At 39.7% G+C, this 17,821-nt stretch carries 14 protein-coding genes; 4 read left to right on the top strand and 10 right to left on the bottom strand.

Features of this window, described 5'->3' with window-relative positions:
• From N3A72_07185 to uvrC, 3 genes are all read left to right on the top strand, one after another.
• A partial coding sequence (locus N3A72_07185) for a fibronectin type III domain-containing protein (GenBank protein ID MCX7919378.1) occupies window positions 1-1,777 on the top strand: 1,777 nt, incomplete at its 5' end.
• 154 nt (window positions 1,778-1,931) lie between these two features.
• A complete protein-coding gene (locus N3A72_07180) occupies window positions 1,932-3,815 on the top strand; it encodes a hypothetical protein (protein MCX7919377.1) in 1,884 nt (627 codons plus the stop codon).
• A 183-nt stretch (window positions 3,816-3,998) separates the two neighbouring features.
• Window positions 3,999-5,924 (top strand): excinuclease ABC subunit UvrC, encoded by a 1,926-nt coding sequence (gene uvrC / locus N3A72_07175; protein ID MCX7919376.1) that lies wholly within the window; start codon window positions 3,999-4,001, stop codon window positions 5,922-5,924.
• Here uvrC and N3A72_07170 read toward each other — a convergent pair.
• The 9 genes from N3A72_07170 to N3A72_07130 all read right to left on the bottom strand — a co-directional run bounded on the left by N3A72_07170 (window position 5,910) and on the right by N3A72_07130 (window position 15,168).
• Window positions 5,910-6,881: a ketopantoate reductase family protein gene (locus N3A72_07170; protein MCX7919375.1), complete on the bottom strand. Its 972-nt coding sequence runs from the start codon at window positions 6,879-6,881 to the stop codon at window positions 5,910-5,912. The genes uvrC and N3A72_07170 overlap by 15 nt on opposite strands.
• Before the next feature lie 22 nt (window positions 6,882-6,903).
• On the bottom strand, window positions 6,904-7,983 hold the full coding sequence (locus N3A72_07165; protein ID MCX7919374.1) for a DUF763 domain-containing protein: 1,080 nt from the start codon (window positions 7,981-7,983) through the stop codon (window positions 6,904-6,906).
• Between the two features lie 76 nt (window positions 7,984-8,059).
• Entirely contained in the window at window positions 8,060-8,608 is a 549-nt protein-coding gene (locus N3A72_07160; GenBank protein ID MCX7919373.1) for a prepilin-type N-terminal cleavage/methylation domain-containing protein, read from the bottom strand.
• Window positions 8,609-8,702: 94 nt separating this feature from the next.
• A complete protein-coding gene (locus tag N3A72_07155) occupies window positions 8,703-9,947 on the bottom strand; it encodes a type II secretion system F family protein (GenBank protein ID MCX7919372.1) in 1,245 nt (414 codons plus the stop codon).
• A 96-nt stretch (window positions 9,948-10,043) separates the two neighbouring features.
• Window positions 10,044-11,789 carry a type II secretion system ATPase GspE gene (gene gspE, locus N3A72_07150; protein MCX7919371.1) on the bottom strand — a complete coding sequence of 582 codons (1,746 nt, stop codon included), beginning with the start codon at window positions 11,787-11,789 and terminating at the stop codon, window positions 10,044-10,046.
• A gap of 495 nt (window positions 11,790-12,284) precedes the next feature.
• On the bottom strand, window positions 12,285-13,241 hold the full coding sequence (gene pdxA / locus N3A72_07145; protein ID MCX7919370.1) for a 4-hydroxythreonine-4-phosphate dehydrogenase PdxA: 957 nt from the start codon (window positions 13,239-13,241) through the stop codon (window positions 12,285-12,287).
• A 71-nt stretch (window positions 13,242-13,312) separates the two neighbouring features.
• On the bottom strand, window positions 13,313-14,218 hold the full coding sequence (locus N3A72_07140; GenBank protein MCX7919369.1) for a peptidylprolyl isomerase: 906 nt from the start codon (window positions 14,216-14,218) through the stop codon (window positions 13,313-13,315).
• 139 nt (window positions 14,219-14,357) lie between these two features.
• The gene (locus N3A72_07135; protein MCX7919368.1) at window positions 14,358-14,636 is read right to left on the bottom strand and encodes an integration host factor subunit beta; all 279 of its coding nucleotides are present in this window, start codon (window positions 14,634-14,636) and stop codon (window positions 14,358-14,360) included.
• A 100-nt stretch (window positions 14,637-14,736) separates the two neighbouring features.
• A complete protein-coding gene (locus N3A72_07130; GenBank protein MCX7919367.1) occupies window positions 14,737-15,168 on the bottom strand; it encodes a PilZ domain-containing protein in 432 nt (143 codons plus the stop codon).
• A gap of 156 nt (window positions 15,169-15,324) precedes the next feature.
• Between N3A72_07130 and N3A72_07125 the strand changes: the two genes are divergently transcribed.
• On the top strand, window positions 15,325-15,660 hold the full coding sequence (locus N3A72_07125) for a hypothetical protein (protein ID MCX7919366.1): 336 nt from the start codon (window positions 15,325-15,327) through the stop codon (window positions 15,658-15,660).
• A gap of 66 nt (window positions 15,661-15,726) precedes the next feature.
• Here N3A72_07125 and N3A72_07120 read toward each other — a convergent pair whose 3' ends face one another.
• A complete protein-coding gene (locus N3A72_07120; GenBank protein ID MCX7919365.1) occupies window positions 15,727-17,733 on the bottom strand; it encodes a GAF domain-containing protein in 2,007 nt (668 codons plus the stop codon).
• Between the last annotated feature and the right edge of the window lie 88 nt (window positions 17,734-17,821).

The raw sequence follows: 17,821 nt of genomic DNA, 5'->3' as shown, positions 1-17,821 counted from the left end.
AGATAATACTGCGATAAATCTTCTTCCAGAACCGCCGACTGCTCTTCGGGTAGTAAATACGGGTTTAGGAAGTGTCCAGCTTACCTGGTGTGCACCGACGACTGATTCGGTCAATCTTTACGGCGGGTTAGCAACTAGCTATCGAGTTTATAAGAGTACAAATGGTTATGGATTTGATAATGGAATCCTATCAACTACAACTACGATAACCGTTTCGGGTTTAACCCCAGACCAAGTATATTTTTTTCGGGTTAGTGCACTCAACGCAGGCGGTGAATCGTTCCCGACAAATACGTTAGCGGTTCGAGTTAGAGCAACCGGTACGGCGAATATCCTTATTGTTGATGGGTTTGACCGAATGGATCGATGGATGATGCCGGCGATTCGGAGTAAAAGTGTTTATTATGGAAGTGACAATGGATACCCGAACCGACAATATATGGAATTAGTTAATAGTTATAACTATTCGATACAGCATGCAATTGCGATAGCGAATGCTACGACGGCGAATAATGGGAAATTCTATTTCGATTCTGCAAGTAACGAAGCGGTAGCGAGTGGATTAATCAATCTATCAAATTATAAACTTGTAGTTTGGTTTACCGGTAAAGAATCGACTGCAGATGAAACGTTCAGCAGTACGGAACAAACCCGAGTGACTAATTTCTTAGCAGGAGGTGGCCGATTATTTGTGTCCGGTTCAGAAATCGGGTGGGATTTAGGCAGGACGGCTGGTAGCGCGGATTCCACCTTCTATTCGAATTCATTAAAAGCGAGATATGCGGGCGATGATTCGAATACTGATACCGTAACCGCTTCTGCGTATGGGATATTTAATGGATTAAGCAGTTTTGTATTTGATACCGGTCGCGGAGTAACCTATTTTGTTGATTATCCGGACCAGTTAAATACTATAAGTGATAGTAGTGTATGTTTGATATATTCTGGTGGTTCTGGTGGAAATGCGGCAATCCAATATTGGAGTCCTACTACGAAAGTAGTTAATTTCGGTTTTCCGTTTGAAACGATTATCGATAGTTCAGTCCGCAATAATGTTATGCAACGGATTCTAAGTTTCCTTCTCCCGCCGCGATTACTCATTTCTCTGCCGACATTAAATTTCTCCGCACAACAGGGAGGTTCGAATCCAGCGGAGCAAGTATTGACTGTCTATAATGATGGGGGCGGAAATATGAGTTTTACTGTAGGTTCAAATCAGAGTTGGTTATCACCAACACCGACATCGAGCGTGGTTACTGCAGGGATACCGCAAAATATCCAGGTCAATGTAAATATTACCGGTTTAAGTTATGGAACTTATACCGGTACCTTAACAATCACCGGAACCGGTGCAGAAAACAGTCCACAATACTGCACGGTTATCCTGACGGTGAATCCGCAACCGAATCTGCGGATTAGTCCGACCGCATTAACATTTACGGCGTCTAGTGGCGGACCAAATCCGGCACCACAAATCTTGACCATTTATAACGATGGTACCGGAACGATGAGCTGGTCTGCAAGTACGAACCGAACTTGGTTATCGATTTCTCCAACGAGTGGAAGTGTGATTGAAACGGGATCGCAAACAGCTCAAGTCGGAGTGAATATTTCTGGGTTAGCGGTTGGGACAACCTATGGCATTATCACGGTTAGTGCTCCAGGTGCACTGAACACTCCACGCATTTGTAATATTACGCTGGTTATTTCTGGACAAATGACTGCGCTCGATTACGATTGGCGTACCTATGATGTATTAGATATAAAACGGCATTGATTTGAAACGGAATAAATCAGTTGCTCCGGATTATTCATAAAGGATTCATTTAACAATACAAAAATTTAGCATTGCAAATGTTAAATTTAAAATGCTAATGAAATTCTATCTCCCTCCTTTAATCTATTTTCTTCTGTTAGGTATCAATATCACTATGCATGCGAAATCTAATAATATCGAGTATCTTGGACAACCGTGTCGAGCAAAAAATATTTTATCAACATTGATGGTAACCGATCCCAAAACTGGGAAAGAATCGTTTGTTCTCTGTAGTAGTAGTGAAGCAGCGCATATCGAACTTATCGTTATCGATTTCGAAAACAATACCGGGCAAGTGTTCAACGCTCCAACTAGTGAAGGTGCATGGGCGCTACAACTGGTGTCCGGAAATCGGTTGGTTATTGGAACTTATTACGACGGGTATTTTTTAGTATTCGACCTCAACCGAATGCAGTTTATCAAGAGTATTAAATTCCCAGGAGAAAGTTATATCTGGAATTTTGCCATTGGAAATGATGGACGGATTTATGGAGGAACCTATCCGCACGCTAAACTCGGTGCATTAAATATGGATAGCTATGAAATTGAAACGTTCGATTCTCCAACGGTAAAAGAGAATATGTATTTACGATACGTATTTCCGACCGCTGACGGGCGAATTCTCTGTACCTATATTGCAAAAGAAATCGTAACGGTTATTTTTGATCCCAAAACAAAACAATTTAGTCCCGTTCCTAAAGAATTAAATGGATTGAGTTCCGCAGTAATATGGGAAGGGTATTTATGTACCCGAAATAAAGTGTATGATGGAGTTACGTTAGCTTTGCTGGAATCATTACCGTTTCCTAAACCACCGAACGAAACACTCGATTGGTCTATCCTTCCGGGTTTAAGCAATGCAACGACATTATATCTTCGGCAAGGACAAACCATATATCGATATACAAAAGATATGACAGCATTAGAGCTAGTCGCAGAACTCGACTCCCGGTTAGTTGGTTCTGTCCGAGCGACAAGTCGCACGGGGAAACTCCTTGGGATAATCGGTCAGAAATATTTTGTCATTACTCCCGGTAATCAAAAAATGGAAATACGACCGTTTCCAGTAGAAACCGCTGGTCGTCCGCCAATGTTTCTCAAATCTGATGGGAAAGGACGAATATGGGGTGGTCCCGAATTCGGGCAGACATTATTTTGGGTGGATACAAAAACCAAAAAATATGTTAATACAGATGTCGTTTCGAGTCACGGTGGTGAAGTATATGATGTTACATTCTATCAAGGGAAAGTATATCCAGTCGCTTATGCTGGCGGGGAAGTGATTGAATATGATCCGGAGAAACCATTTGATTTGTGGAACGGTAATCCACGAACAATAGCGAGATTTGGACCGGAGTATATCCGACCTTATGCTGGGATAAAGATAGGACCGGATAACAAACTATATAGCGGCTGGTGGATTAAATATGGGGGATATGGCGGCGCAATTTCTATCACTGACCCTATAACTGGAAAGTCAGAATTAATTAAAAATCCATTGGGACAAATGAATATTAGTGGAATTGCGGTAAATGATAAATACATTTTTGTTGGAACGACATTAATGGCTAATGGTTTACCGAATAATCCGGATGGTAATCCAGCGTTCGGAATGGTGGATATCTCTTCGCGAGAAGTAATGTTTACTCAAGAATTTGATAGGAATAATTTTGTTACTGTGCATGATCTTGTAGTTGATGTGAAAACAGGATTGGTAGCGTTCGCTGTTGATAAACAGTTATATCTCTTTAATCCAAAAAACAAACAATTCGTAAAATTGAATCCAGAATTACCCGCAGTTACAGGTACAATTATTGCTCCCGGTGATGGATATATCTATTTTGGTAGTGCGAATAGACTGGTAAAATTTTCGCTCATTTCGAGAAAAGTAACTGATTCTGTTGAATTTCCAGAAAATGTGAATAAAATTGCTATGGATGTTGACGGTACTATTTATGTGTCCTGCCGAGCAGATCTGTTTCGATGTACCATCAAATAAGTTATCAGGTAAATAGTTAAAAATCATTTTTTTCTATTCTATGCCATGGTATTCTTTGGGTAAGTTTTTCTTCCTATCAATTACGTTTAAACATAATTCCAGCCTCCTATTCCAATAACTCGTTGAATCAATTTTTCAATGTTACATTGCCTTAGTTTCGATGCTCTATGATAGAATATACCTATGACTAATTGGCAAAAAATAATCGACCAATTACCAGATTCACCCGGTGTATATATTTTTAAAGGAAAACGAAATGAACCGATTTATATTGGAAAAGCGAATTCGTTGAAATCCCGGGTTCGGTCATATTTCTATAGCCAACGCAATCTACCGTCGAAAACCGTATTGATGCTCGAACGGGCAACAGATTTAGATTATATTGTGGTTCAAAATGAGCTCGAATCCCTGGTGCTTGAACAAAATTTGATCAAACAGTTTAAACCGAAATTTAATGTCCGGATTAAAGATGATAAACGATACCCCTGGTTACGATTCACCTATAGTGAAGATTATCCGCGGTTGTTGGTAGTTCGGTTACCTCAGCAAGATAACGATAGATATTACGGTCCTTTTCCCCATTCCAGTTCGATGCGGAAAACAATACAATTTCTTCGGACATTTTTCCCGATTCGAAATTGTAAGCTCAAAATTGTTGAAGGGAAACAAGCAAGTTCTCGACCATGTTTAGAATTCCATTTAAACCGGTGTAGTGCTCCATGTAGTGGGTATATTAGTAAATCAGATTATCGCTTGATTTGCGATCAGATATGTATGCTTTTAGAAGGGAAATATAATGAAGTTGAATACCATTTGAACCAAAAAATGCAGCAATTATCGGATTCCATGCGGTTCGAAGAAGCAGCGAAAATACGAGACCAACTTCGTGCAATTAAGTCCATGCAATTTAAACAGTTAATATACATTCCCGAAGCAGCGGAACGCGATTTCGTAGCGATTGCTACCTGCGCTGATAACGTTTCTGCGGATACGGAAATCGCTGCCGTTGCCGTGTTTGTGATTCGAAATGGGAAATTAGTCGGAAAAGAAAAATATATCTTAGAAGGTGTTGCTGGATTATCGATACCAGAAATATATGCAACCTTTCTCAAACAGCACTATCACATCGCATATCGGATACCCAGGGAACTCTATTTATGCGCGCATCCGGAAGATGAACCGGAACTTATTGAATGGTTAAGTCAAATTAAAGAATACGGTCGGTTCGATTTGTATTCAAAATGTAGAACGAAAATATCAATTGAGGTTCCGCAACGCGGTGATAAAAAGAAATTATTGCTGACGGTAGCTAAAAATGCACAATTGTTCTTAATGGAAGAATTATCCCGGCGACAACCAGAATTAGCGAGACTACCGCAATCGCTGGTTGACCTAAAATTTGCGTTACATCTTCCCGTATATCCGCGAATTATCGAAGCGTTTGATATTTCGAATATTGGTGGAACCGATGCGGTTGGTTCGCTAGTGGTATTCAACAATGGTCGTCCCGTGAAATCAGCATATCGCAGGTTTCGAATTAAGCGAGTTGTAGGTATTAACGATTATGCAATGATGCAGGAAGTGATTACAAGAAGATTTACCCGTTTACTTGAAGAACAAAACGAAAGAAATAACGAACGAAAAACCGAACGAACGTATCTCTACCCGGATTTGATTTTAATTGACGGTGGATTAGGACATCTCCATGCTGCACAAGAGGCAATGAACCACGTTTTTAAAAACCATAACCTGGAATGTACGATACCGATTATTGGTTTAGCTAAACGTTTAGAAGAAATATATCTTCCGACTCAAAATGAACCAATTATTTTATCGCGGGATAATAAAGGGTTACATCTCCTTCAACGGATTCGTAATGAAGCACATCGATTTGCGATAACTTACCATCGTCAATTACGCAAAAAACAAAGTGCACGATCGTTTCTCGATGAACTTCCAGGTATTGGAGAAGTAAAAAAACTTGCGTTACTCCGTCATTTTGGTTCAATTGCGGAATTGAAAAAAGCTACGGTCAATGATTTGCAACATGTACCCGGTATAGGTAAACAACTGGCTGAAACAATCTATCAATATTTAATTACGATTTAATCCTTCTTTTTGAACCGCTGTTTCTTTTGCTTTGATTAGAAAAGTAAGTATTTCATTAACAGGAACGGGAATATTTTTTTGTTTCGCAAGTTTAACAATCGCACCGTTCAGTGCATCGATATCAACCCGTTTACCGGCTTCGATTGCTTGTAGCATCGACGACCGATGAGGTGCAGTTGATGGAACTTCGTGAGAGAAAAATTTTTCAAAATATTTTTCAGGGTCAGAATAAATTAATTTGATTTGATACGCTTGAGCGACAAGATATATTTCCTGAATAACTTGGACCATAATTGTGCGCGCATATCGGTTCTCTGCAATTTCTCCGTAAGTCATACCGAGTAATGCGGATAATGGATTCAATGCGGAATTATACATAACTTTCTGCCAGAGATATCCCGTAATTTCTTTTGTTAATTTCGCGGGAATCCCAGCCTGCGTTAATCGTTGAACGAGTAGCTCTATCTTTTTGTATATTTCATTGGGGATATCTTGTTGAATTGGGCCGAGCATAGTTTCTTCAGCATAAACCGTTACTTTTACTAGTCCTGGTTCGGGAATTGCAGCACCAAAAATAACTCGTGCGCCGACAACTTTTTCTTTGCCGAGTTTTGCAGAGATTATTTCCCAATTTCCTAAACCATTCTGGAGAGATACGACTAACGTATTCTTAGTAACTAACGGAGCAAATTGCGTAACCGCTCCTTCCGTATCAAACGATTTGACGGTGAGCAAAATATAATCGAATTCGTGGTTAGCTAATTCGGTTAATTCCGTTACACAATCAAGACTCTGAATTAGATGCTCACCCCAAATACCGGTAATCCGTAATCCATTTTGTTTAATGTAATCTAAATATTTTGCGCGACCATAAAGGGTTACCGATTCTCCGGATTTTGCGAGTAATCCACCTACAACTTGACCAATTGCTCCTGCACCAAAAACCAAAAATTTCATAGATTATTCCGAATCGTGAACATTAAACACTATGTAATCGTTTAAACGCATCCATCTTATCGCGATTACCAAGTTTCGCTTGTTTGAGCGCTTGGTGAAGGATTGCTATCGATTGATCATAATTATTGCGGTCGACCGGGTAGGGATGCCCGTCTTTTCCACCATGAGCGAAACTATATCGAACCGGATCGCGAAAACTGGGTGCTATCCCATAGACTAATTCTGAAATTAAACTTAATGCACGAACGGTTTTGGGTCCAACACCTTCGATACCAAGTAACTGTTCGAAATTTTGCGGTTGCTGTTCGTAGGTTCTGAGCAATATCTTGGTTAACCGATCAGGATTTATATCTGCCGGAACTATCGAATGTCGGCTGGGTAAATCGAGCCGTTGAATTGTTTTCAGTTCTCGGATTGATTTTTCCGGATGCTCGCAAGCGATTTGCGTGGTTATCCTGCGTGCGGGTTCACTTTCTCGTGCAACTAGATTTAGCGTTTCTCCCCGTATATCACAGCAAACAGCTGTATGTGGTTCGTTAACGAAACTGTGGTGGTTAGTACCATGAAACGTTTCCGATAACCAATGGTATCTTCGTGCATAGCGGTTCGATACATTCATTCCTTGCTGAACGACTGTCCATAAACCAGATTGAGTAAAAATAAACGAATGATGGTAAAGCTGGTATCCATCCTGGACCGCAGTATTATCTACTTTTGCTGACATTTTACTCGCATATATCAGCGGTTCTGGATCAACGGAAATATAATTACTAAACATTCTAATTTCAGTAGGTGTTTTTCTAGAAGTACTCCCTTTCCCGCCGGTGATATATACTCCGAGGTCGTTTTCTAATCCTTTGAGTCCTTCTTTCAAAGCGCTGCAGACCGTTGTGGTAACTCCACTGGAATGCCAGTCGAATCCGAGAACACAACCAAACGCTTGAAACCAGAATGGGTCGGATAAACGTCGAACGATTTCATCCGGACCAAACTCTTCTACGATAGCAATGGTAATTTCGCGAGCTAATAATTTCATGCGCGAAAAAAGCCAACTGGGAGTTTTTCCATAGTGTAGGGGCAGATGAGCGATTCCAGTACGCATAAGTTACATTATTTGTTGTTTCAAGTTTAGTTTTGGTAAATAGCAATTATAAATGAAAAATTTAAAAGCCTAACTTTTAATCAGTATCTGATGCCGGTATCATTGGTGTTACATTGGTTGTTGGTGGTAGTCCAGTAGAAACTTTTATCAACCCGGTAGCTTTCATCACTTGCAGGGTTATCACAGCGCCAGACTCATCGGAGATTGAGATAATCGCGCCATCAGTGCTTCCATCAGGATAAAATGCTATACTTTTGATGGTGCCGTCATCAGCTTCGGAAACATTGGGAATATTTATGTTAATCGTATTAAATTTAACACCATCGGGTAATGTATGTCGACGCGCATAATTCGGTAATTCATCGTCATCTTTCAATAAACTACTATCAGGTATAATCTGATATTCCTGTTTATTTAAATCAAATTTAACCTGAAACATTAGCCGGTGAATAACGGATAAGTGGTGCGCTGTACCTAACGTTGTTGCTAAGTTTCGAGAAGCTGTTTCGAGTCGCGATTGTTCAAATGCACCACGGAAATTAGGGATAGCTGCTCCAACAATCAATGTTACGATAACCAATACTACTAAAATTTCAAGCAGCGTGAAACCATTCATTATAGGCATTGTAACGCTCAAAATCTAAAATTCAAATGAAGTTCAAAAAATCAATGGAAGCATTCGTTTTTCTGCCCTCAGATAATTGACCTCTTGTTTCTCTCTATTTTCCGACGTTAAGATTAATCGTAAATACGGGCAGAAGCATAGCGAGTGCGATGAATCCCACAATACATGCCATACAGAGGATAACCGCTGGTTCGAGTAGTGAAGTGAATACTTTCAACGACCGGTCAACATCAGCTTCATAGGAATTAGCAATTTTCATTAACACACTTTCTAAATGGCCAGATTCTTCACCGACCGCAATCATATTTACTACCATTGGTGGGAATATAGCGCTCTGGCGTAACGGTTCAGCTATCCGTTCACCTTCGCTAATATTGGTTCTGATTTTCCGAATCTCCTGGGCGACTAGCAGATTGGTCATAGTATCTGCAGAGATTTGTAGTGCATTTAAGATAGGGACACCATTTTTCAGTAACTCACCGAATGTTCTTGCGAACCGTGCAATTTCGCGTTTGCGAATAATAGTGCCTAATACCGGAATTCGAAGTTGTAATTGGTTTACTCGTAGTTTCCCTTCAGCAGATTTAATAAACCGATAAACTGCGATACCAATAATACTCCCCCCCAACAAAACTATCCACCAGTATTGTTGCATTATTCTAGAAATCATCATAAGTATTTGTGTCGGTAACGGTAAGGCTACTCCAAGCTCTTCGAAAATCGCAGCGAAACGGGGTATGATAAACGTTATGAGAAATATGACCGCAATAGTACCGACTATAACTAAAACCAGTGGATACGCCATTGCGGTTAAGATTTTCCCACGCATTTCACTTTCTTTCTCACTAAAATCTGCTAAACGTACCAGCACGGTTTCAAGTAAACCACCAATTTCACCTGCACGAACCATACTAACAAAAAGCTGATTAAATACTTTAGGATGTTTAGCCATCGCATCAGCAAGGGTACTACCTCCCTGTACTTCGTTTCTTACCATTTTAACGATTTCACGGAGTTTCGTATTTTCTGTCTGATTTGATAGAACCGTCAATGCATTCATTAAGCTTAACCCAGCACTTAATAAATCAGCTAACTGCCGAGTGAAATTAGCGATTTCACTCGATTTTATCCAAAGTGATCTAGCGGAACCTGTTTTCTTATACGATGCGGAAATTTTAGAAGAAAGTAATCGATGGCTACCAATTCCTTCTTGTACCCGAATCGGATATAAGCCTAATGCATGTAGTTTTTCTATCGCTTGAGATTGATTTTCTGCTTCCAAGGTTCCTTCAATTAGTTTCGCTTGCGTATTTCGAGCTTGATAAACAAATTTTGCCATAATAACAACATGATGTAAATAGATACAACATACGGTAGCATACCATATGTAAACCTTGTCAATTTTTTATATCCATTTACATCTTTTCAATCATCATTATTCTGTAAACTCTTCTTCTTGTGTTACCCGGAGTACTTCATCCACGGTAGTTATTCCTTGTAATACTTTCTGCCATCCATCTTGTCGTAACGGTCGCATGCCATCAGCCATCGCTGCGAGTTTAATTTGATTTGCGGGAGCTCGTTGCATAATGAGACTTTTGATTTTATCGTTTAATGTGATAATTTCAAAAATCGCTATTCGTCCTTTGTATCCGGTAAACCGACAGGATTCACAGCCAGTCCCGCGATATAATTTTGTCGACTCCGGTAGTTTAGTCCCTTGACCGGTATCAATCAGCGACAGGGTTTGGGCATCAGGTATATATTCTTTTTTGCAATTGGAACAAATAACTCGAACTAATCGTTGCGCAATCATTCCTTCAACCGAAGACGCAACTAAATACGGTTCGATATTCATGTCTAACAATCGGGTCACAGCACCAGCCGCATCGTTAGTATGCAAGGTTGAAAACACTAAATGACCGGTTAATGCGGTGCGGATAGCGATTTCTGCGGTTTCATGGTCACGAATCTCACCGACTAAAATTACATTAGGGTCATGACGAAGAATATGGCGCAAGCATCGTGCAAAAGTAAGGTCTATTTTTGGCTGTACTTCAATCTGATTGATCCCATAGAGTTCATATTCAATCGGGTCTTCAATGGTAATAATCATCTTATCAATTGAATTAATTTTATTCAAGCACGCATAGAGTGTGGTTGTTTTACCGCTTCCAGTCGGACCGGTAACCAGAATAACGCCATGCGGTTTTTTGAGGAGCTGGTTAAATTTTTGCACTCCTTCAGGGGATAATCCCAGTTGTTCTAGTGAAAGTAAAATACTACTACGGTCAAGAACACGGATATCAATACTTTCACCGAATGCAGTAGGTAACGTGGAGACCCGTAAATCATATTCTCGCCCGCTCATTTTGACTTCAATTCGACCGTCTTGCGGTAACCGGCGTTCGGCAATGTTCATGTTTGCCATGATTTTTATTCGAGAACATATTGCCGCTTGAAATTTCTTGATTACTGCAGGCACCGGCTGTTCATGTAGCATACCGTCAATCCGATATCGAACGCGGAGTTCATTCTCAAACGGTTCGATATGGATATCAGTAGCTCGACTCGCAAACGCTTCTGCCAATATCTGATTCACAAATTTGATAATTGATGCATCTTCTGCCATTTCAGTAATATCTTCCGCTGTGTTTAATTCCGCTCCAATAACCTCAACTTCTTGTTTCTTTTTCTTTTTTTCAGCAGCTGATTCTTCGGTCATCCGCTGGACTGTTTCCGCGCCAATACCATAGTATTTTTTAATCGCTTCTGCGATATCTTCTGGAGTAGCAATAGCCGTTTCGACATCGTATGAGAGTAATAACCGAATATCATCAATTGTTTTCATATCCAACGGGTCGCTGGTAGCAATATGAATTTTATCATGGTCAACTTTTATCGGAATGAGTTTATAATGGAAAACGAATTTTGCCGGGATTTTCTCAATTACCGATGGATGAATTTGATAATTTTTAAGTTTAATAAACGGGAGATTTAATTGTTGTGCGAGTGTAGTTAATACTTCTTCAGAAGTTACATATCCAAGTTTAATCAACGATTCTCCAATTCGTTCCCCGGTTTTTTTCGAAATTTGTAATCCTTCTTCAAGTTGGGCATGGGTGATTAATCCCCGATCTATCATCATTTCGCCCAATAATTCTTTCCGTTTTCTTATCATAGGACTTATGAAACTCTGAACTTAACTATGCCTTTATTCCTGAATTGTCTGAAATATATTTCGACAATTCAGGATTGCCAAATAATTAAGTTTGGTTTCAATTGTATCAATGTTGTCTATACTTTATATACCTTTCTCAAAGTAAATAAAGCAGACATCACCTTAAGTAAACTCACTTATAAAATTTTATCACATATTGAATATATTATGGTAGGGTTAAAACATCAAACCTTTTAGAACAGGGTAGCGTGCTAAGGTTTTTGTTTAGCGGAGCTCGCTGCAGATAGATTTAAGTAGTAGGATATCAAACTTCTTTAAGAACAACAGATTCAGCGGTATTGTGCACTACAACTTTTTATTTTCCCGTCAAAATAAAGCATTTTTCAAATCCCAATATTAGACATTAGGGAATATTGAAATATCGGTATTTCTATATCTTCTTCCATATTAGGATTTTTCTAGAATATAATGCTGGTAGAATAGTTTGCATTTTGGTTAAGATTTAAACCGGTTGGTAGCGAGTTGGACAGCAAGTTTAATCGCTTCAATCATCGAAAACGGATTAGCGATGCCTTTCCCCGCAATATCATAGGCGGTACCATGGTCAACCGAAGTACGAACAATTGGTAGTCCAATGGTAACATTCACACCAGTATGAAACGCAAGGGTTTTCAATGGTATCAGTCCTTGATCATGATACATACAAACCACAATATCGAATTCATTGTTAAGCGCACGATGGAAAATAGTATCTGGAGGAAACGGTCCGAAAACTGGAATTTGTTCCTGTTTCGCTAATTCAATTGCTGGCGCAATTTTCGTCTGTTCTTCATCGCCGAATAACCCCTGTTCTCCTGCATGCGGATTAAATCCAGCAACAGCAATTTTCGGCATAGTTATACCCAGCTCTTGTGTTGCCCGATAAGCGAGTCGGATAGTTTTTAAAATTTTTTCTATAGTTAATACCTTGCTTACGTTAGCGAGTCCCATATGTATGGTTACTAATATTACTCTTAATCCATCACCGACTAACATCATGGCATATTCTTTAGTATTAGTTAACATTGCAATCATTTCCGTATGTCCAGGGTAAGGGGAACCGGCAAGATGGATAGCTTCTTTATGAATCGGCGCGGTTACCATCGCTCGCATCTCACGGGATAAACACAATGAAACCGCTTTCTCAATATATGCAAGTGCTGCTTTTCCACATTCAGCTGAGATTCTCCCCGGTTCAGGTAGAGAAGTGAACTGATGCAAATCAAGAATATGTTCCGGTATAGGTAGGTTCAGCGACCGTGCGGTATGTTCAAGAATCAGTCTATCTCCAATGACGAGCGGAACACAGATATTCTGAATTTCCGGAGTTGCTATAGCTTTTAAAATAATTTCAGGACCAATACCTGCGGCATCGCCTAAGGTTATTCCGATACGTAATAATGATTGAGCCATAAGCTACGAGGCAAGTATACACTGTCGTTTTATGAGTTTAATCCGTATAGGATGAAGCTAGCGTACATTTTTTATAGTTTAATTTCGATTTTCGTTGATTGTCGCAGTTCGTTGATAAGATTTTTTTTCGTAGTATTAAACGCTTCATTTTCTAAATATTGACGAATATTCATTCGGTCAGTAACTTGAATAATATGATAGCCAAGCTCTGTTTTAATCAAGTCACTAATTTTTCCGATCGGTAACTCAAATGCGACCGCTTCGATTTCAGGAAAACTATCCCCATGGGTAATAAACCCTAAATCGCCATTATCCATTCGCGTATCCTGATCATCAGAATATTCTTTAACAATTTCTTCCCATTTTTCTCCGCTTTTCAGTTTACTTAATGCGATATTCGCTTTTTCCAGTACGGTTGCACAGGCAGCTTCTCCAGCAGAAGTATCTAGGGAAAAAAAGATATGGCGGAGCCGGACTCGATTCGCCTGTTTCGCTATATCGGGGTGGGCAACGGTATATTGTTCGATCTCAGCATCGGTAACTGGTTTCATTTTTTTCCGAATCAAAAGCTGAATCATTAATTCTTCCCGCGCACGGCGTTCAAATTGCTTCTCGAGCAGCGATTGAGTCAATCCTACCTTATTCAGTTCCTGTTGGAATTCTGCTTCAGTTTTATATACATTCCGAATACGAGCTAACTGTCGTTTCGTTTCCGCTTTAACGATTTGTTCCGACGGAATGATTTTTTGACGTTTTGCTTCTTGCAATAACAATGCTCGGTCGATTAATTGGTTGAGCAGTTCTTCTTGTGTGGGTGGATTCTCAAGAAGTTTGACTGACTGAATAGCTTTTTCTAAATCCGACCAAAATATTACTTCAGAACCGACTTTCGCTACAACACGGTCAACAATTTCTGCAGAAACATATCCGGATACAAATAGGCAAAAGAATATTGATAAATACACTACCTTTTTCATGGGAACATGTGAGATGGTTTTAATAAAAGACCCAGCCAAATCCGTACTATCATACCCAACCGGTTACGGACTGGCCGAGTTATCTCCATTGTATTCTTTCCGAGAAAACTATTCGGAACTGCGCATAGGCTACTTACCTTTATTTATTAACGGCTTCTCTAAATTCTTTTCCGGGTTTAAAATATGGAACTTTTTTACCTGGAACCTGAATCTGTTCACCGGTTTTAGGATTCCTGCCGAGGCGAGAACGTCGTTCTTTAACTCGGAACGTACCGAACCCGACAATTGACACTTTTTCACCTTTTGCAAGAGATTGTTTGATTCCATCGAGAATAGTGTCAACCGCGGTTAACGCTTCGCGAAAAGATATTCCCCCGATTTTCTCCCGAACTTTTTCAGCTATTTCTGCTTTTGTCATAAAAATTACCTCCTAAAAAATATTTTGTTTCGTAATTGTGATTTTTAGAAATAATTAGCTATTGTATCTCTGAGTTATTATTTCTGTCAAATCGGACACCCTATGATCCCTGTTGCAATTGCCAGGTGATATACTGGCTAATGGCTTGTTGCGCTTCTGGTAGTATATGGGTATATTGTATCCCTAGATGGAATATTGCACCGTTTGAGTCAATTGAAATCTTCTTCCAAACCGGTTTCGCTATCGCTTGGATGACCTGCGGATTACCTGGCAATCGGAACTGCAGCCAGATTAATTGTCCATCTAGCTGTAGATTATGGTAATATATCGAAACAGGATGAGCTGAACTGCTCGGTTCGTGCAATTCAGTTTCGCGGAGTTCTAATAACATTCCGCCTTCACTGATGTTAATTATTTCAGTGTCAATCGCATAATCGCTCAAATTATTGATATCTAATTTCATCATAACTACAAATCGCGCAGGAATACGGATAAATTTTCTTCGTTCAATAAACCGACTGTCGTCCATCATAATCCAAATGAAATACTATTGTGAAAACCATGCAGAGATCGCCAAGATGCATATTTTCTTGCTAATCGGTTTTTTAACGGTTTTGACAAGCGCAGCATGGTTATTCCACCACTAGTCAGAATAAATCTTGTTTGCTATTATATTGTATCATTAATTATGCGAAAAAAGAAAAAAACTATTAAAGAAATTAAAACGGCACTGAAATCAGATGGTGAATTATATGCGGTGAATGAGCCGATTGCGCTTGATTCCTATTGTGGATATCGTGATAACGAACATCCGAAAAGTTTTCTCTGGCGTGGACAACAATATATCGTATTACGAGCAATCGCTTCCTGGCGAGTGGAAGAACAAGAGAAACCGTGGAAACGCGCAGTATATTATCGTATTGAAACAACTACCGGTACTATTTTTGATTGCCGATATGAAGAATTGACTGAACGCTGGGTGCTAGTCGGGACTGACCTCGAGCCAGATAGTTGGCCGAAATAGTATGAAATTCAGAATCCCAAATTCAAGCTTTATATACACATCGGGCGGATTGGAATTTAAAATTCTCTAGAGAGTGTTGCGTTCGAGAATTTGGATAAACGTAGAGACGATTTTGGGGTCAAATTGAGTTCCAGAATATTTTTTTAACTCTTTAATTGCCTGTTTCATCGTTCGAGCCGGTCGATATGGTCGGTCGGAAATCATCGCTTCATAGGCGTCAGCGACTGCAATAATTCTTGCTCCCAGCGGAATAGATTCTCCTGCAAGTTTGTCCGGATAGCCAGTTCCATCGAATTTCTCTTGGTGATGATGGATAATTGATAAAAGTGGTTTTAAGGTTGGAATAGATTGTAAAATCTGCATTCCCAACACGGCATGACGTTGCATTTCGAGATATTCTTCATCGTTCAATGAGGTTGGTTTCTGGAGGATGCTCTCTCGGACTCCAATTTTTCCGATATCATGTAATAAACTAGCATCGCGGATTATATCTAGTTGTTCGGAATCAAGTTGTAATTCTTGGGCGATTGCTACTGCAAATCGTGCAATTCGTTCAGAATGACCCCGAGTATATGGATCTCGAGCTTCAATCGCGGCGGCAAATGCTTTAATGGTGCTAACATAAATTTCACGTAAATATGAATAGAGTTGAGCGTTATGAATTGCAATCGCTGCTTGTGCGGCGAACGTTGATAGTAATTCTAAATCTTTATCTTGAAACGTCTGCTCTCCAATACGATTGTTTACACTTATTACCCCTAGTACTTTCCCCTGATATGTTAGTGGAACACAGAGTGCATCTTTAACCGACTCTCTTTTTTTAATATTTCGGAACTGAGAATCCTGTAGTCCATTCCGCAGTAAGACCGGGGTTGCAGAGGCAGCGACATATCCGGCTATCCCTTCTCCTAACTTACGCCGTTCAGTGGTAACAATTTCTTCGTTTAATCCAACAGCTGCTTTAATACTCAATTCACCGGTGGATTCATCAAGAAGCATAATCGACCCAGTTTCAGCGCGAAGCAGATGTAAACTATATCGCATAATCATCTGAAGGACAATATCTGTATTTAAATTCGCGGAAATCGCCCGACTGACTTCTAGTAACGCGGATAATTCTTTGATCTGTTGCTGGGTTCGAGAATATAACTGTGCATTTTCGAGCGCGATTGCTGATTGATTTGCAATACCACTTAGAAGTTTTAAGTCTTCCTCAGTAAATGCATTCCGTTGAGAAAAAGTATCAACATGGATTAATCCGATGAGTTTTTCTTTGTAGAGTAGAGGAACACACATTGCTGAACGTACTCCCTGAGCGATGACACTATCACTCGCTTTAAATCGAGGATCGATAGTCGCATCAGAACTGACTACTGCAACTCGGTCATGCATAACCAAATCGACGATTTTACGACTAATACTCATTGGCTGGGTTTGGTCGATTCCTTTCCGGGAACGAACAGCGACCGGTTTCATTTGTTTTGATTCTTCATCCAAAAGCATGATGAAACCACGGTCAGCTGGGATAACCGTAAAAATACTTTCCATGATTTTATCGAGCAGGATTTGTGGGTCTAATAACGAAACGAGCATCTGCCCAATATCGTAAATTAACCGTAGCCGATCTTGGTCAGTTCTTTTTTTCTGATGGAGATACACGGAATCTAATGGAACATGAATTTTTTCTGCCGGTAACTGTACTTGAACCTGTGAATCAGCAGCAGACCATTCTTTTGGAATTAAAACCGTAGCAAATTTTTTCTCCGGTTCATCGCTCTTCTTTTTCAATTTGGTCACAAAAAGAAAATTTATATGTCCAATAGAAATAATATCACCATCACGGAGAATTTTCGATTGAACCCGCGTACCGTTGACGAACGTGCCGTTCTTACTATTTAAATCGAACAATTCGATACCTCGGGGAGATTTTGTAAGTTTGCAGTGGTTTCTAGAAACACGAGTATCGAGGATACGGATATTGCAGTTCGTGTCTCGGCCAATAAAGAATTCTTTAGTATTCAGTGGATATATTTTGCCTTGGTTTTCGCTCGATTGACAGATAAGGTATGCCATAGTTTACAATTACATTGAATTTTAAATATCGCAATCTGAAATTTGATATATAAACCACTATTCAGGTGTAGTAGTTTAACTCATTTTG

The sequence above is a fragment of the bacterium genome (assembly GCA_026416715.1).
GTDB lineage: Bacteria > UBP4 > UBA4092 > JAOAEQ01 > JAOAEQ01 > JAOAEQ01.
The sequence above is the reverse complement of the archived record's forward strand: the minus strand, read 5'-3'. Positions and strand labels throughout refer to the sequence as shown.

Bases quoted from the DNA above. Each gene is read 5' to 3' on its own strand.
- pdxA (MCX7919370.1), bottom strand. From the start codon at position 13,241: ATGGCTCAATCATTATTACGTATCGGAATAACCTTAGGCGATGCCGCA.
- N3A72_07130 (MCX7919367.1), bottom strand. From the start codon at position 15,168: ATGATGGACGACAGTCGGTTTATTGAACGAAGAAAATTTATCCGTATT.
- N3A72_07165 (MCX7919374.1), bottom strand. From the start codon at position 7,983: ATGCGTACTGGAATCGCTCATCTGCCCCTACACTATGGAAAAACTCCC.
- N3A72_07120 (MCX7919365.1), bottom strand. From the start codon at position 17,733: ATGGCATACCTTATCTGTCAATCGAGCGAAAACCAAGGCAAAATATAT.
- N3A72_07140 (MCX7919369.1), bottom strand. From the start codon at position 14,218: ATGAAAAAGGTAGTGTATTTATCAATATTCTTTTGCCTATTTGTATCC.
- uvrC (MCX7919376.1), top strand. From the start codon at position 3,999: ATGACTAATTGGCAAAAAATAATCGACCAATTACCAGATTCACCCGGT.
- gspE (MCX7919371.1), bottom strand. From the start codon at position 11,789: ATGATAAGAAAACGGAAAGAATTATTGGGCGAAATGATGATAGATCGG.
- N3A72_07180 (MCX7919377.1), top strand. From the start codon at position 1,932: ATGCATGCGAAATCTAATAATATCGAGTATCTTGGACAACCGTGTCGA.
- N3A72_07155 (MCX7919372.1), bottom strand. From the start codon at position 9,947: ATGGCAAAATTTGTTTATCAAGCTCGAAATACGCAAGCGAAACTAATT.
- N3A72_07160 (MCX7919373.1), bottom strand. From the start codon at position 8,608: ATGCCTATAATGAATGGTTTCACGCTGCTTGAAATTTTAGTAGTATTG.
- N3A72_07125 (MCX7919366.1), top strand. From the start codon at position 15,325: ATGCGAAAAAAGAAAAAAACTATTAAAGAAATTAAAACGGCACTGAAA.
- N3A72_07135 (MCX7919368.1), bottom strand. From the start codon at position 14,636: ATGACAAAAGCAGAAATAGCTGAAAAAGTTCGGGAGAAAATCGGGGGA.
- N3A72_07170 (MCX7919375.1), bottom strand. From the start codon at position 6,881: ATGAAATTTTTGGTTTTTGGTGCAGGAGCAATTGGTCAAGTTGTAGGT.